This window comes from Salinivibrio sp. IB643 (assembly GCF_001996105.1).
GTDB classification, from domain to species: Bacteria; Pseudomonadota; Gammaproteobacteria; order Enterobacterales; family Vibrionaceae; genus Salinivibrio; species Salinivibrio costicola.
The window spans coordinates 43524-58002 of record NZ_MUFF01000015.1 but is presented as its reverse complement, the minus strand read 5'-3'; the positions used below and the strand labels follow the sequence as shown (position 1 = coordinate 58002).

19 protein-coding genes and 1 pseudogene are annotated in these 14479 nt (G+C 49.4%); 2 read left to right on the top strand and 18 right to left on the bottom strand.

From position 1 onward, the window contains the following. Positions 1-48 precede the first annotated feature (48 nt). From rplA to fkpA, 14 genes and pseudogenes are all read right to left on the bottom strand, one after another. Positions 49-753, bottom strand: a complete 705-nt coding sequence (rplA, locus tag BZG77_RS08470) for a 50S ribosomal protein L1 (protein WP_025744446.1) — start codon at positions 751-753, stop codon at positions 49-51. Positions 754-757: 4 nt separating this feature from the next. Then, positions 758-1186: a 50S ribosomal protein L11 gene (gene rplK / locus BZG77_RS08465; RefSeq protein ID WP_025674743.1), complete on the bottom strand. Its 429-nt coding sequence runs from the start codon at positions 1184-1186 to the stop codon at positions 758-760. Between the two features lie 122 nt (positions 1187-1308). Next, positions 1309-1854 (bottom strand): transcription termination/antitermination protein NusG, encoded by a 546-nt coding sequence (gene nusG, locus BZG77_RS08460; RefSeq protein ID WP_025744447.1) that lies wholly within the window; start codon positions 1852-1854, stop codon positions 1309-1311. 11 nt (positions 1855-1865) lie between these two features. Beyond that, a complete protein-coding gene (secE, locus tag BZG77_RS08455) occupies positions 1866-2237 on the bottom strand; it encodes a preprotein translocase subunit SecE (RefSeq protein ID WP_025744448.1) in 372 nt (123 codons plus the stop codon). A 212-nt stretch (positions 2238-2449) separates the two neighbouring features. After that, a pseudogene (gene tuf, locus BZG77_RS08450) lies at positions 2450-3448 on the bottom strand (elongation factor Tu); the annotation flags it as partial. Beyond that, positions 3441-3632, bottom strand: a complete 192-nt coding sequence (locus BZG77_RS08445) for a GTP-binding protein (RefSeq protein WP_443216236.1) — start codon at positions 3630-3632, stop codon at positions 3441-3443. The pseudogene tuf and the gene BZG77_RS08445, both read right to left, overlap by 8 nt. Before the next feature lie 181 nt (positions 3633-3813). Continuing rightward, positions 3814-5910, bottom strand: a complete 2097-nt coding sequence (gene fusA / locus BZG77_RS08440) for an elongation factor G (RefSeq protein ID WP_077646918.1) — start codon at positions 5908-5910, stop codon at positions 3814-3816. 75 nt (positions 5911-5985) lie between these two features. Further along, positions 5986-6456 carry a 30S ribosomal protein S7 gene (rpsG, locus tag BZG77_RS08435; RefSeq protein WP_025744277.1) on the bottom strand — a complete coding sequence of 157 codons (471 nt, stop codon included), beginning with the start codon at positions 6454-6456 and terminating at the stop codon, positions 5986-5988. Positions 6457-6553: 97 nt separating this feature from the next. Continuing rightward, the gene (gene rpsL, locus BZG77_RS08430) at positions 6554-6928 is read right to left on the bottom strand and encodes a 30S ribosomal protein S12 (protein WP_025673238.1); all 375 of its coding nucleotides are present in this window, start codon (positions 6926-6928) and stop codon (positions 6554-6556) included. A 177-nt stretch (positions 6929-7105) separates the two neighbouring features. Beyond that, positions 7106-7396: a sulfurtransferase complex subunit TusB gene (tusB, locus tag BZG77_RS08425; protein WP_158011428.1), complete on the bottom strand. Its 291-nt coding sequence runs from the start codon at positions 7394-7396 to the stop codon at positions 7106-7108. 9 nt (positions 7397-7405) lie between these two features. Then, on the bottom strand, positions 7406-7759 hold the full coding sequence (gene tusC, locus BZG77_RS08420) for a sulfurtransferase complex subunit TusC (protein ID WP_025744274.1): 354 nt from the start codon (positions 7757-7759) through the stop codon (positions 7406-7408). Between the two features lie 9 nt (positions 7760-7768). Then, complete coding sequence (tusD, locus tag BZG77_RS08415) at positions 7769-8161, bottom strand: sulfurtransferase complex subunit TusD (protein ID WP_077646916.1); 393 nt, start codon at positions 8159-8161, stop codon at positions 7769-7771. Continuing rightward, complete coding sequence (locus BZG77_RS08410) at positions 8158-8847, bottom strand: helix-turn-helix transcriptional regulator (protein WP_174566330.1); 690 nt, start codon at positions 8845-8847, stop codon at positions 8158-8160. The genes tusD and BZG77_RS08410 overlap by 4 nt, the downstream gene beginning before the upstream one ends. A 162-nt stretch (positions 8848-9009) precedes the next feature. Continuing rightward, positions 9010-9792: an FKBP-type peptidyl-prolyl cis-trans isomerase gene (gene fkpA / locus BZG77_RS08405; protein WP_077646915.1), complete on the bottom strand. Its 783-nt coding sequence runs from the start codon at positions 9790-9792 to the stop codon at positions 9010-9012. Positions 9793-9918: 126 nt separating this feature from the next. Between fkpA and BZG77_RS08400 the strand changes: the two genes are divergently transcribed. Both BZG77_RS08400 and BZG77_RS08395 read left to right on the top strand, forming a co-directional pair. Then, positions 9919-10902 (top strand): WD40 repeat domain-containing protein, encoded by a 984-nt coding sequence (locus tag BZG77_RS08400; RefSeq protein WP_077646951.1) that lies wholly within the window; start codon positions 9919-9921, stop codon positions 10900-10902. 12 nt (positions 10903-10914) lie between these two features. Beyond that, the gene (locus BZG77_RS08395) at positions 10915-11136 is read left to right on the top strand and encodes a SlyX family protein (protein WP_077646914.1); all 222 of its coding nucleotides are present in this window, start codon (positions 10915-10917) and stop codon (positions 11134-11136) included. A 113-nt stretch (positions 11137-11249) separates the two neighbouring features. Here the strand turns inward: BZG77_RS08395 and slyD are convergent, their stop codons facing one another. Genes slyD through kefG form a run of 4 tightly spaced genes read right to left on the bottom strand, consistent with a single transcriptional unit; the run spans position 11250 to position 14378 of the window. After that, positions 11250-11741 carry a peptidylprolyl isomerase gene (gene slyD, locus BZG77_RS08390; RefSeq protein ID WP_077646913.1) on the bottom strand — a complete coding sequence of 164 codons (492 nt, stop codon included), beginning with the start codon at positions 11739-11741 and terminating at the stop codon, positions 11250-11252. Between the two features lie 50 nt (positions 11742-11791). After that, positions 11792-11995 (bottom strand): YheV family putative zinc ribbon protein, encoded by a 204-nt coding sequence (locus tag BZG77_RS08385; protein WP_077646912.1) that lies wholly within the window; start codon positions 11993-11995, stop codon positions 11792-11794. Positions 11996-12004: 9 nt separating this feature from the next. Beyond that, on the bottom strand, positions 12005-13804 hold the full coding sequence (gene kefB, locus BZG77_RS08380; protein WP_077646911.1) for a glutathione-regulated potassium-efflux system protein KefB: 1800 nt from the start codon (positions 13802-13804) through the stop codon (positions 12005-12007). Continuing rightward, positions 13794-14378, bottom strand: coding sequence for a glutathione-regulated potassium-efflux system ancillary protein KefG (gene kefG, locus BZG77_RS08375; RefSeq protein WP_077646910.1), 585 nt, complete (start codon positions 14376-14378; stop codon positions 13794-13796). The genes kefB and kefG overlap by 11 nt, the downstream gene beginning before the upstream one ends. Positions 14379-14479: the final 101 nt, after the last annotated feature.

Below are 14479 nucleotides of genomic sequence, written 5' to 3'. Positions count from 1 at the left end.
TAAAATTGTGAAGCGAGAGAGTATAAACTACTCACTCGCTTGTCGCAATTAGTTAACGCTTGCGTCCAAAGAGTTCTGGTCTAATGAAACACCAGCACCCATAGTGGTCGACAGGCTAACTTTCTTAATGAAAGTACCTTTTGCTGAAGTTGGCTTCGCCTTCTTCAGTGCAACCAACAGCGCTTCAAGGTTCTCTTTTAGGCTGTCAGCGTCAAAGTCTACTTTACCGATAGTAGTATGAACGATACCGTTCTTATCGTTACGATAACGAACCTGACCTGCTTTCGCGTTCTTAACCGCTTCAGCAACGTTAGGCGTTACAGTACCTACTTTCGGGTTTGGCATCAGGCCGCGTGGACCTAGGATAGTACCTAGCTGGCCAACAACGCGCATTGCGTCTGGTGAAGCGACGACAACGTCAAAGTTCATTTCGCCTTTCTTCACTTGCTCAGCAAGATCTTCCATACCCACGATATCCGCACCCGCTTCTTTCGCAGCGTCTGCATTCGCACCTTGGGTGAATACTGCAACACGGATATCACGGCCAGTACCGTTCGGCAGTACAGTTGCACCACGAACGTTTTGGTCTGATTTACGTGCATCGATGCCAAGGTTGACAGAAACATCAACACTTTCAACAAATTTTGCAGTCGCCAGTTCCTTAAGTAGAGCAACGGCTTCGTTGATGTCGTACTCTTTGGTCACATCAACTTTTTCGCGGATTACGCGCATGCGCTTAGTCATTTTAGCCATTGTCTTAACCCTCTACGTTCAGGCCCATTGAACGGGCAGTACCCGCAATGGAGCGTTTCATCGCTTCGACGTCCGCACCCGTCATGTCTGCCGCTTTGGTTTCTGCGATCTCTTGGATCTGAGCGTCAGTAACGGTACCCACTTTTTCAGTGTTCGGACGACCTGAACCAGACTTAACACCGGCTGCTTTCTTAAGCAGAATCGCCGCTGGTGGGGTCTTGGTTACGAAGGTGAAAGAACGGTCACTATATACAGTGATAACAACAGGAGTTGGTAGACCTTTCTCGATAGATTCAGTCTTCGCGTTAAACGCTTTACAGAACTCCATGATGTTTACACCGTGTTGACCTAGAGCAGGACCAACCGGTGGCGATGGGTTAGCTGCACCCGCTGCAACCTGCAGCTTGATGTAAGCTTGTACTTTCTTAGCCATTATTCAATTACCTAATTTTGGGTACTAACGTCTATCTTGCGACAGACTTCCCGTTTAACAAAAGGGCGCGAAATTATAGTCAAATTTCGCGCCCTTGCCAACCGTTGGCGGTGCTTTTTTGATCAGGTTTTTTCTACCTGGCCAAATTCAAGCTCTACCGGTGTTGCACGGCCGAAGATAGACACTGAAACTTTAAGGCGGTTTTTATCGTAGTCGACTTGTTCAACCACGCCGTTAAAGTCTGCAAATGGGCCTTCAGTAACGCGTACCACTTCACCTGCTTCAAATACGGTTTTATGCACCGGAGACTCGCTCGCTTTTTCAAGGCGATTGAGGATAGAGTCCGCTTCTTTATCAGAAATTGGAGCTGGGCGATCAGAGGTGCCGCCGATAAAGCCCATCACACGTGGCACACCACGTACTAGGTGCCACGACTCATCGTTCATCACCATTTGGACGAGCACATAACCTGGGAAGAATTTACGTTCGCTTTTACGACGTTGACCTTGGCGCATTTCAACCACTTCTTCGGTTGGCACCAATACTTCCCCGAAATAGTCTTCCATTTCGTGCATCTTGATATGTTCGCGCAATGATTGCGCCACACGGCTTTCAAAACCAGAGAAAGCCTGAACCACATACCAACGTTTTTTGGGAGCTTCGCTCATGTACTTTTACCTCACACGCCAGTGATTAGGCGGACTAGACGGACCATGATTCCGTCAACGCCCCACAAGATGAGCGCCATAACGACAGTAACAGCCAGAACGATGAGAGAGGTTTGCAACGTCTCCTGGCGCGTAGGCCAAATGACTTTACGCACTTCCATACGCGATTCGCGTGCAAACGTGATCGCAGCTTTTCCTTTCATCGTGAGTGCAGCCACACCGCCAGCAGCGGCAACCAGCACCACTACAGCAGCAGCTCGCACTACTACAGACACATCACTGTACAGGCTATTCCCTACCACGGCTGCGGCCAATAGGACAAAAACAACACCCCACTTGAGGATGTCCATCGAACCGGATTGGGTCTCAGCGTTCGCTTTCATACATTCTACCTGTAACAAGTCTACATAGACGGCAGTGCCTATAACAGCATACGGTCAGTATTCTGCAAGGCACGTGGTGATCTTATCTCTCGTTAGAGGGTGATACGATCACTAAAGTCCGCGCTGACCGACCACTAGTGGCGAAAATTACGCCAATAGGAGTGTCAAACGCAGAAAAAGGGCATCAAATGATGCCCTTTTTACTAGTGTTTGTCACCAGGCATAACCATCTCAACGCCTTCTGGCAGTTCGATAGTACCGGTCACGTCAGTTGTACGGAAGTAGAACTGTGGACGATAACCTTTGAAGAACGGCGTATGACGGCCGCCTTCGTCTTTACCTAGTACGTATACTTCTGATTCGAACTTGGTGTGCGGAGTGATTGAACCAGGCTTCGCCAGTACTTGACCACGCTCAACTTCGTCACGCTTAGTACCACGCAGAAGAACACCAACGTTCTCACCCGCACGGCCTTCGTCTAGAAGCTTACGGAACATTTCAACACCAGTACAAGTGGTCTTGGTGGTGTCTTTCATGCCTACGATTTCAACGTCGTCACCCACGGTGATGATGCCTTGCTCAACACGACCAGTTACAACCGTACCACGGCCTTGGATTGAGAATACGTCTTCGATTGGTAGGATGAACGGCTTGTCGATCGCACGYTCTGGCTCTGGGATGTAAGAATCCAGGGCTTCAGCAAGTTCAACAATCTTCTGCTCCCACTGCTCTTCACCGTTCAATGCACCMAGTGCAGAACCTTGAATTACTGGGCAGTCGTCACCTGGGAAGTCATACTCTGAWAGTAGCTCACGGACTTCCATTTCAACCAGCTCAAGCAGCTCTTCGTCATCAACCATGTCACATTTGTTCATGAACACGAGGATGTTTGGAATACCAACCTGACGACCTAGYAGGATGTGCTCACGGGTCTGTGGCATTGGGCCATCAGTTGCCGCAACAACCAGGATACCACCGTCCATTTGCGCCGCACCGGTGATCATGTTTTTCACATAGTCAGCGTGTCCTGGGCAGTCAACGTGTGCGTAGTGACGGTTTGGCGTATCGTACTCAACGTGAGACGTTGCGATGGTGATACCACGATCACGCTCTTCTGGTGCGTTATCGATTGACGCGAAATCACGCGCAGCACCGCCGTATACTTTTGCAAGTACAGTACAGATAGCTGCAGTCAGCGTAGTTTTACCATGNATAGTCAGCGTGTCCTGGGCAGTCAACGTGTGCGTAGTGACGGTTTGGCGTATCGTACTCAACGTGAGACGTTGCGATGGTGATACCACGATCACGCTCTTCTGGTGCGTTATCGATTGACGCGAAATCACGCGCAGCACCGCCGTATACTTTTGCAAGTACAGTACAGATAGCTGCAGTCAGCGTAGTTTTACCATGATCAACGTGGCCGATAGTACCAACGTTAACGTGCGTTTTCGTACGTTCAAATTTTTCTTTAGACACGATCGTCTTCCTTCCTAGTTGTGAGTTAAGGGGCTTTGCCTAATAACTCAGAAGTCAGTGTTTGATGCCGGTGATCGCACCGGCATCAGGACCAAAATAATTAGCTACGCTCAGCAATTAGAGCATCAGCAATGTTCTTCGGCACTTCACCATACTCGCTGAATTCCATCGAGTATGACGCACGGCCTTGTGTTGCACTACGTAGGTCTGTAGCGTAACCGAACATTTCAGACAGTGGCACTTGGGCACGTACGATCTTCAGACCCGCCGGGCCTTCGTCCATACCGCCAATCAGGCCACGACGACGGTTCAAGTCACCGACAACGTCACCCATCCACTCTTCTGGCGTGGTTACTTCAACCTTCATCATTGGTTCAAGCATAACAGGTTGCGCGTCGTGTGCACCTTTCTTGAATGCCATTGATGCAGCGATCTTAAACGCCATTTCGTTGGAGTCAACATCGTGGTAAGAACCATCGAACAAGGTCGCTTTAACGTCGAGCACTGGATAACCGGCGAGTACACCGTTTTTCATTTGCTCTTCGATACCTTTTGATACCGCACCGATGTATTCGCGTGGAACCACACCACCGACGATTTCGTCAACAAAGACGAAGCCTTCGTTTGGCTCTGAAGGTTCGATTTTCAGCCATACGTGACCGAATTGACCACGACCACCAGACTGCTTCACGAATTTACCTTCAACTTCGGTGCTACCACGGATGGTTTCGCGATAAGCAACCTGAGGCTTACCAACGTTACACTCAACGTTGAATTCGCGACGCATACGGTCAACGATCACGTCTAGGTGAAGCTCACCCATACCTGAAATCAGGGTCTGGCCAGACTCTTCGTCAGACTCAACGCGGAAAGATGGATCTTCTGCCGCCAGTTTACCTAGCGCGATACCCATTTTCTCTTGGTCAGCTTTAGACTTAGGCTCAACCGCGATCTGGATAACAGGATCAGGGAATTCCATGCGCTCTAGGATGACTTTTGAATCCATTGAACATAGGGTATCACCCGTGGTCACGTCTTTCAGACCAACCGCAGCAGCGATGTCGCCGGCACGGATTTCTTTGATCTCTTCACGCTTGTTGGAGTGCATCTGTACGATACGACCCAAACGCTCACGCTTTTGCTTCACTGAGTTATAGACAGTGTCGCCAGAGTTAACCACACCAGAGTAAACACGCATAAAGGTCAACGTACCTACGAATGGGTCAGTCGCGACTTTAAATGCCAATGCTGCAAACGGTTCTTTGTCGTCAGCGTGACGTGCGATTGGGTTACCGTCTTCGTCTTCACCTTTGATTGACTTCACATCAATCGGTGATGGCAAGAACTCGATAACCGCATCCAATACCGCCTGAACGCCTTTGTTTTTAAACGCCGAACCACAGGTTGCTAGAACGATTTCGTTATCAAGGGTGCGCTGACGTAACGCTTTCTTGATTTCTTCTTCGGACAATTCGCCTTCTTCAAGGTATTTGTCCATCAGTTCTTCAGACGCTTCAGCAGCAGACTCAACCAGGAAGTTGTGCCACTCTTCTGCTTGCTCTTTCAGATCGTCTGGAATTTCTTCATAGGTATATGTCATACCTAAGTCTTCTTCGTTCCAGTTGATCGCTTTCATTTTGATCAGGTCGATAACGCCCTTGAATTCGTCTTCTGCGCCGATATTCAAGTGAATTGGCACAGGGGTTGCGCCAAGACGGTTTTTGATTTGATCAACAACGCGCAGGAAGTCAGCGCCCGCACGGTCCATCTTGTTGACGAATACCATACGCGGTACTTCGTACTTATCAGCCTGACGCCATACGGTCTCAGACTGAGGCTCAACACCTGATGAACCACAGAACACAACCACTGCACCATCAAGCACACGCAAAGAACGCTCTACTTCGATGGTGAAGTCAACGTGTCCTGGGGTGTCGATGATGTTAACACGGTGTTGTTCAAATTGGTGATCAGACCCGTGCCAGAATGTCGTGGTCGCTGCGGAGGTGATAGTAATACCACGCTCTTGCTCCTGCGCCATCCAATCCATTGTTGATGCGCCATCATGCGTTTCACCAACTTTATGATTAACGCCTGTGTAGAACAAGATCCGCTCGGTAGTCGTGGTTTTACCGGCGTCTACGTGAGCACAAATACCGATGTTACGGTAGCGCTCGATAGGGGTTTTACGAGCCACAATAGTATCCTCTTGCTAAGGTTAACCTTAGAAAATGGGTTTGGCGTGCTCCGAACGGAACACGCCATGAAGGCATTACCAGCGGTAATGTGCGAACGCTTTGTTCGCGTCTGCCATACGGTGAACGTCTTCACGTTTCTTAACAGCAGTACCTTTGTTTTCTGACGCGTCTAGCATCTCGCTTGCCAGGCGCTGAGCCATAGATTTTTCACCACGCTTACGAGCGGCTTCAACCAACCAACGCATAGCCAGTGCATTACGACGTACTGGACGTACTTCGACTGGTACTTGGTAAGTTGAACCACCTACACGGCGAGATTTCACCTCGACCGCTGGGCGCACGTTTTCAAGAGCTTGTTCGAATACAGCCAAGTGGTCTTTACCAGAACGCTCAGCCATGATGTCTAGAGCACCATAAACGATTTTTTCAGCAGTTGACTTCTTACCGTCAACCATCAGGATGTTTACAAATTTTGCCAGCAATTCGGATCCGAACTTAGGATCTGGAAGAATTTTACGCTGACCAATTACGCGACGACGTGGCATGGATTATCTCCGTTGTCTTCTTCAGGTTTTATCCAAAACTTTTCAGTTTTTTCAAAATTCAATTGTTTGAGTGTTTGGCCTTACTTAACGGAATCCATTAAGACTTAGGACGTTTCACACCGTACTTAGAACGACCTTGTTTACGGCCGTTAACGCCTGCACAGTCAAGTGCGCCACGAACAGTGTGGTAACGCACACCCGGCAAGTCTTTAACACGACCGCCGCGGATCAGAACAACACTGTGCTCTTGCAGGTTGTGACCTTCACCACCAATGTATGAGGTGACTTCAAAGCCGTTAGTCAAACGTACACGGCATACTTTACGCAGTGCGGAGTTTGGTTTCTTTGGAGTAGTAGTGTAAACACGAGTACATACACCACGTTTTTGTGGACACGCTTCCAGCGCAGGCACGTTGCTTTTCGCAACTTGCTTCAAGCGTGGTTTGCGGACCAGCTGGTTAATAGTTGCCATTAAATAGCTCCTGATATTACTTAACGTATAAGTGTGAAAAATCTAGCCCCAATACAACAGGGACGCGAAATTTTAGGCGTCGGGGTATAGGGTGTCAAGATTTATACAGAGATCTTTGCATTGTTTGTTTTTCAAGCAGCGCGCAGGGGGCGTTTTTACGCTATACAGGCTAAGGTATTACCATGTCATTTGCGTGACATGCTCGACGCTCAAGCTTACTAATTTGTTCATCTCAATCATCACCGCGCTGGGATGAAGCTTATCGCCGAGTCCTCGAGCGTGAACATCATCACTGAGCAAATAAACAACATGATTCCCGGTAAATAAGCGCGTCGCCCACTCGCTGTTATCTACTCCCGCCAGTACCGCATCACCGATTAGTACAATCACACTGTCCTGATCGATGTAGTTTAAGCACAGCGTTAGCGCTTGGTCACGATAGGGAGACGATTTCACGATGTGCAGCACGTTGATTCCTTAAAAATGTAGTATACGGTCGCACTCTGACAACCGCTTTTTGACTTGTTCAAGCGCCAGGACTTGAGTGGGTAAGACGGTCTCGGCGTGCTCCAGCCCACGAGATGCCAATGAAGCGCGGCATACATAGATGTCTTCGACGTCACACAGCGGTAGCATTTTAAAGCTGGCAATGTAATCGCGGCTCAGAATCTGTTGCGGTTGCTGGCCCGCTATAAGTTGTAGAACCCCATCACCAATAAAAAAAACCGATAAGGTGTCGCAAAACGCCGAGGTAGCGAGTAGCGCATCTAGCCCTTCTCGACCGCTCGCCGACCCGTGGGGCGATGTAGAAAATACAAACCCTATTTGCATAAAGCCCTCTTAAAATTGCATCACTCGGTCAGCGGTTAACAAAGCGTCAGCCAATGCGCCTAAGCCTGCCTGAGAGAATCCTTCTGCCAAGGTCGCCGTCGATAATTGATGCTGCGTCGCTTCTTGCTCACTGATAATCCCGCGTCGTAATGCCGCGGCAACACAAGTTTCCAGCACAACACCGTGATAGAACGCCAACCGCTGCCACGCTTCCACCAAATCAAATTCATCATTTGCGGGCACTGTGGTTGCGGCGCCATTCAGCACACCTTCTTGATAGAAGAAGACTTTACTCACCTGGTGCCCCGCCTTTATTGCTGCACAGGCAAACTGATAGGCGGTGCGTGCCAACTGTGATCCATACGCTGGCTCAGTCACGACTAACACATAACGCAGACTCATGATTCGATCTCTTCTGTTTTGCGCTGTCTAACGTAAAGATAGACCGTATGTTTCGAGATATTGAGACGAGACGCCACACGATGAATGGCATCTTTAATATCAAAAATCCCTTTGTCATAGAGCGCCATGACTATCTGACGGTTTTTAGTGTTATTAGACACCGTTTTGTCGGCATTGACTTCTTCAACTGTCCGTTCAACGGTTTGATCCACCAGCTCTTCCACGTCACTGGCAAAGTTTACCGACGAGGCCGCTTGTTTGGCGAGATCATCCGGAATGAAGGCTTGTAGTACCTGTGAAAAAGGCGCATCTAAATTAATGTTGATACACAATAGCCCGATGATACGATTATCCCCATTGCGAATCGCTACCGTGATCGACTTCATCAAGGTGCCACTTTTCGCTCGGGTAAAATAAGCCCGTGAAAAATTACGCTCTGAGCCTTCAATATCGCGCAACATCCGCAGCGCAAGATCGGTGATTGGCGATCCCACTTTTCTACCCGTGTTTTCACCATTCGCGATCTTGATCGCTGATTTATTTAAATCGTCTAATGCGTGCAGCACGATTTCACAATGTTCACCGATCAGCGCCGCAAGCCCATCCACTACCGCCGCATAAGACCGCAGAATAACACTGTCTTGTTGATTCAATGGATTAGACTCAATGAGCTCATTTTCCGTCATCACGTTCGCGCCAAAGCCTTCTGTCGGTACCACGTACGCCTATCCTTATTCGACCGTCAATGTAAATGTCTCTGCGCACAGTTTAACAGAATTTAAGCCTAAAAATGCAAAAAGCCCCGGCGATGCCGGGGCGGATATTACACAGTCAGACGAGGCTGTCGTTTAGCCTTCGCTCGCCGCGTCTTTTTTGGTATCGTCTTTTATTTCAAGCAGTTCAACATCAAACACTAGGGTTGAGTTGGCAGGAATCGATGCGGTATCTTGATCACCGTAAGCCAACTCAGGTGGCACAACAAAAGTAAATTTAGAGCCAACAGGCATTAGCTGCACACCTTCAGTCCAGCCTGGAATCACGCGGTTAAGCGGGAAGGTAGCTGGCTCACCACGGTCGTAAGAGCTATCGAACTGGGTACCATCAGTCAATGTGCCTTTGTAATGCACAACCACGGTATCTTCTGCGACTGGCTTATCGCCCTCACCCATGCTATCCACTTTGTAAAGTAAGCCAGAGTCCGTTTCTTTAACGCCGTCTTGCTGGGCAAAGTCAGCACGGTATTTTTCACCTTCCGAAATCGCGGCTTCTGCTTTCTCTTTGGCTTGCTGTTGCGCCAGTTTAGTCACGCGCTGATCAAGCGATTGCAGCGCCGCTTGCGCTTGCTCATCGGTCAGTTTTGATTGCCCTTGAAAGACATCTTGTACCCCTTGCAGTACCACCTCTTTATCAAGCTCTAAGCCGATGTCTGCCTGTTGATCTAAGTTAGCGTTGAGGTATTGGGCTAAAGACGCACCGATCGCGTAGGCTGCTTTGTCGTCATCGTTGGCAAACGCTGCTTCCGCTTGTTCGGCAGCTTGATTGGTTTGCTCTACTTTAGCGTCGTCTTGCTGACAGCCGACGGCAAAGGCAACGGTTGCCGCGAGTAGCGACATCTTCATTACTGATTTCATTGGGTACTCCGTTGATGACAAGGATAAATCCTCGTATGGTTGTTACTGACGCATCAACAATGCGAAAGCCTGATTCTATCAATATACTCGTGGTTATATGGCTGCAAACACTGGAACTCAAGCATGATGCCCAAAATCCGCCACATTATTTGCATTTTTATAGTTATTAACAGCTTAACCGGTTGTTGGCAGTCTGGCAAAGAAGCCCAGCGCTGGTCAATCCATCCGGAAGGGGCGACCAGTTTTAGCCTCAGTCGTGACGGCCGTTTTGCCCTGATCGCGTCTGAAGAAACGGATATTGTCCTGTGGGATCTGGTCACTAATCAGCAGCTGGCCGAACTCGGTGCGCAAGATCCGGACGCCAATCCGGTCGTTGTTAGTCATATTTCCGATAATAAGCGCTATGCCATTACCACAACAGCACAAAACTTTGCCGTCTGGGACCTGGCCTGGAGCCAAGCTCAAGGGCTATGGTCCATTTCTGAAGGCATCATACGCGATGCCGCGATCAGTAATAACGGTGAAAAATTGGTACTAGCGTTGTCGAATGGAAAAGCACTATTTATCGACTTAGGCACGGGAAGGCGCTTAGAGTTCCTCGCCCACCGCGATAAAATCAATGCAGTCTCGATTTCTCCCAACGGCGCCTATGTGCTCTCAGGTGGCAATGACCATCATGCCTACTTATGGGATACCCAGTCTGGCCAGATCATCAATGACTTTGCTTATGACCGGCGAGTGAAACAAGTCGCCTTGCACCGTGAGGGGAAGTACGCATTTGTCTCTGACGGTGGCAACCGCGCTGTGATTTGGGCCCTACCCAGTGGCGAGAAAGTCAGTGAGTTGGATATCTTTGCCCGCCAAGCCATTTATGTCAGTGCCCGGTTTTCCGATGATGGTACCTTGCTAGCCACCGGCTCACCGTCACAACGGGTCGAATTGTGGGATGTGAAAACGGGTGAAAATATAGGTCGTTGGCAAGCATTGGCCCAGCCGGATACTCGCCCACCCAGCGCAGTGGTGTATGATGTAGCGATTGATCCAACTGGACGTGTTATTTCAGGTACCTCGGCCGGGATTGCCCAAGCTTGGTTAACCGACGCGCAATAACGAGAGAGCAATATGAGCGAGATAGATAAGTTACAACAGCAAATTGATGATCTTGAGTACAAAGTGGCGTTTCAAGAAGACACGATCGACCAGCTCAATACCGCATTGACACGACAACAAGGTGATATTGAGCGCATGACGCTCCAAATCCAGTACCTTATCAGCAAACTCCAACATGTTGAGCCAGAGAATATTGCTAGCCAAGCTGAAGAAACACCCCCCCCGCATTATTGAAACCACACCGTATGCGTGACGATTAGCGCGCGGTCACGACGGCCAAATAAAAAAAGGCGCCAAACGGCGCCTTTTATTCGATGGTATTCATTACCACTTATCTATCGTCGTGATTAGTGGTCGTGGCCACATTCTTCACCGTCTTGGTGAATGTGCCCGTGTGAAAGCTCTTCTTCAGTGGCTTCACGCACATCAACGATTTCCACTGAGAAGGACAGGGTTTGGCCTGCAAGCATGTGGTTGGCATCAACAACAACTTCATCACCTTCAACCTCAGTCACTTCGACTGGGATCTGGCCTTGGTCGGTTTCAGCCATAAAACGCATACCAACTTCAACTTGATCGACGCCTTGGAACACGTTAGCCGGTACACGTTGTACCATGGCTTCTTGGTAATCACCGTAAGCTTCGTCTGGGCCTACAGTCACTTCAAAGTTCTCGCCTTTTTCACGGCCTTCCAGCGCGCTCTCAAGTCCGACGATCAAGTTACGATGACCGTGCAGGTATTGGAGAGGCTCTTGTGCTGTTGATTCATCAACAAGTGCACCGTCTTCATTTTTTACTTGGTAAGCCAGGCTGACTACCACATCTTTTGCAATTTTCATGCTCGCTCCGAGACCGGAATGTAAATGAACTGCTGATGATAACGGATCCCCTACTCCGGTTTAAAGATCCCAATGACATTCTCTGCCGACTCGGCGTCAGAGTGTGACTGCTGTGCCGATTCCGGTAATCGACTATCATGGTAATCGCAGCTGACACATTCCACTTTGTCAATGTTATTCTCACGCCACACTCGCAATGTATCGCGTTGTTGGCACGACGGACAGGCAGCGCCTGCGATAAAACGTTTTTTCACATCAACACCTTATTCGTCTCGATTCCAACTTTGATGCCGCTCACTATCACCGCGCATTTCTCGGTCAAAAATTTCTTCCAGCTCTTTGCGCGCTTCTTTAACTCGTGATGCAGTCGCGACATCTTGACTGTGCTGAGGCAATAAATCTTCCAGCACCCGCATGTCGAGTTTACGGAACAATATTTCTGCGCGTTTCGCTTTGTACGGGTGCATACCTAGGGACTCTAACGTTTGCCGCCCAAGATCCAGCGCGCCCAAAAAGGTTTCCCGAGAAAACTGCTCGACACCGTGCGCCATCAACTGATACGCCTCGACACGACTGCGCGCACGCGCCATTACTTTTAGATTAGGGAAGTGATGGGCACAAAGATCAACAATCTCCATCACTTCGTCTGGCGAATCGGTACAAATCACGATCGCTTCAGCCGTCTTTGCACCAGCGGCACGTAATAAATCGAGCTGCGTAGCATCACCATAATACACTTCGTAGCCATAGCGGCGTAGTAACTTGATTTGAGTCGGATCACGTTCCAGGATGGTCACCCCAATTTTATTGGCAAACATCAAGCGACCGACGACCTGACCAAACCGACCAAATCCGGCAATGATGACTCGCGAGTCAGTCTCAGTAAATGGCGCTTGCGGAGGCAAGGATTCAGGCTCGTTAAAAGTACGCGCAAACCAACGCTGCTGGAGCGAGAGAATTAACGGTGTAGTCATCATCGACAAGCTCACGACCACAAGCAAAAAGGCATTTAATTCTTTATCCAGTAGCCCTTGGCTATGCGCGGCAGTGAAAATCACAAAGGCAAACTCGCCCCCCTGACTGAGCAATACCGCCATTTGACTGCGCGCCTTGGGCGCGACACCAAACGCTCGTGCCAGTCCATACAGTAAGCAGGCTTTACCACCGACTAACGCAGCCACGGCACCGATGATCGCCCATGGATACTCCAGTAAAAGTCCTAAGTCGACCGTCATCCCAACCGCTATAAAGAACAGCCCGAGTAATAACCCTTTAAAGGGCTCAATTGCCGTCTCAAGCTCATGGCGATATTCACTCTCAGCCAACAACATCCCGGCTAAAAACGCCCCCAGCGCCATCGATAGACCAAGGCTTTGCATGGCTAATGCAATCCCGATGACCAAGGCAAGTGCGGTGACAGTAAATAACTCGGTGACGCCACTCATGGCAATCAGACGAAAAATAGGGCGCAAGAAAAAGTGACCGCCGGCCAAGAGAGCGCCAATGCCTAAAAACATCCAGAGGACATCAAACCAACTGCCTGCACTGCCACCGACCAACGCTGGGATCACAGCCAGTATCGGGATCACAGCGATATCTTGAAATAATAAAACGGCAAATCCAGATTGTCCGGTTTCGCTGCGCATTAAGCGTTGGTCTTCGATGATTTTCATCGCAATCGCGGTAGAAGAAAGTGCCAGCCCCGCCCCGATCACCACGCCTTGTGGCAACGTGAGCCCAGCGAAGACACTTAATGTCCCTATCACGACTCCGGTCAGCACCACTTGGCTACCACCCAGGCCGATAATGGGGCGCCACATTTTCAATAGCTTTTTAGGGTTAAGCTCCAAGCCAATCAAAAACAGCAGCAACACCACACCAAATTCAGCAAAATGCAGGGTTGAGTCGACATCATCGATTAAACCCAGCCCCCAAGGGCCAATCACAATGCCTGCTACCAAGTAGCCAAGCACTGAGCCCATCCCCAAACGCTGCGCCAAAGGCACCGCAATCACGGCTGCCAATAAAAAGATAAACGCAATGAGCAGAAAGCTATGATCCACGATGTGCCTCCTGCTTCGCTAAAGGGTTAGCCAACCAGTCCGCATAGAGTTCAGCAAAGGCATTGCGATCAGCATCGGTGACGCGGCGCGCCCAGTGAAGAACTAAAGGTGAGACCCAGTGCATGCGGCATAACGCCGCCGTCAGTTCAAAAGGTTGCAATAACTCCTCCATGGAATATTTGTTGTAGCCGATTTTACTGAACGCTTCTGCTGCTCCACCTGTGGTGACCACAAAACGACATGTTTTTCCCGCTAATGCATCCCCCCCTTGCCCATGAGCAAAGCCTTTTCCGAGTACCACATCAATCCACTCTTTCAATAACGCCGGGCATGAGTACATCTGTAGGGGGTGTTGAAACACCAACACATCGGCGTCAGTCACCAACGCACGCTCGTGATGGATATCCACCACAAAATCCGGATAAGCGGCGTAAATATCATGCACAGTGACATTCGCCAGCGGGCGTATCGATTCGAGTAATCGGCGATTGGCGACCGATCCATCCGGATCAGGATGCGCCACGATAACAAGCACCTTGGGAGGGAGTGGGTTATCCTTCTTATCTTGAGGCATACGCTTCCTTGTCGTTATGATTGGCCAAGCACACAATCTGTTCTTTATGCCATGTTTTTAACTTTAACATACAAAAAGGCTAACCCCCTGTCTAACCACTC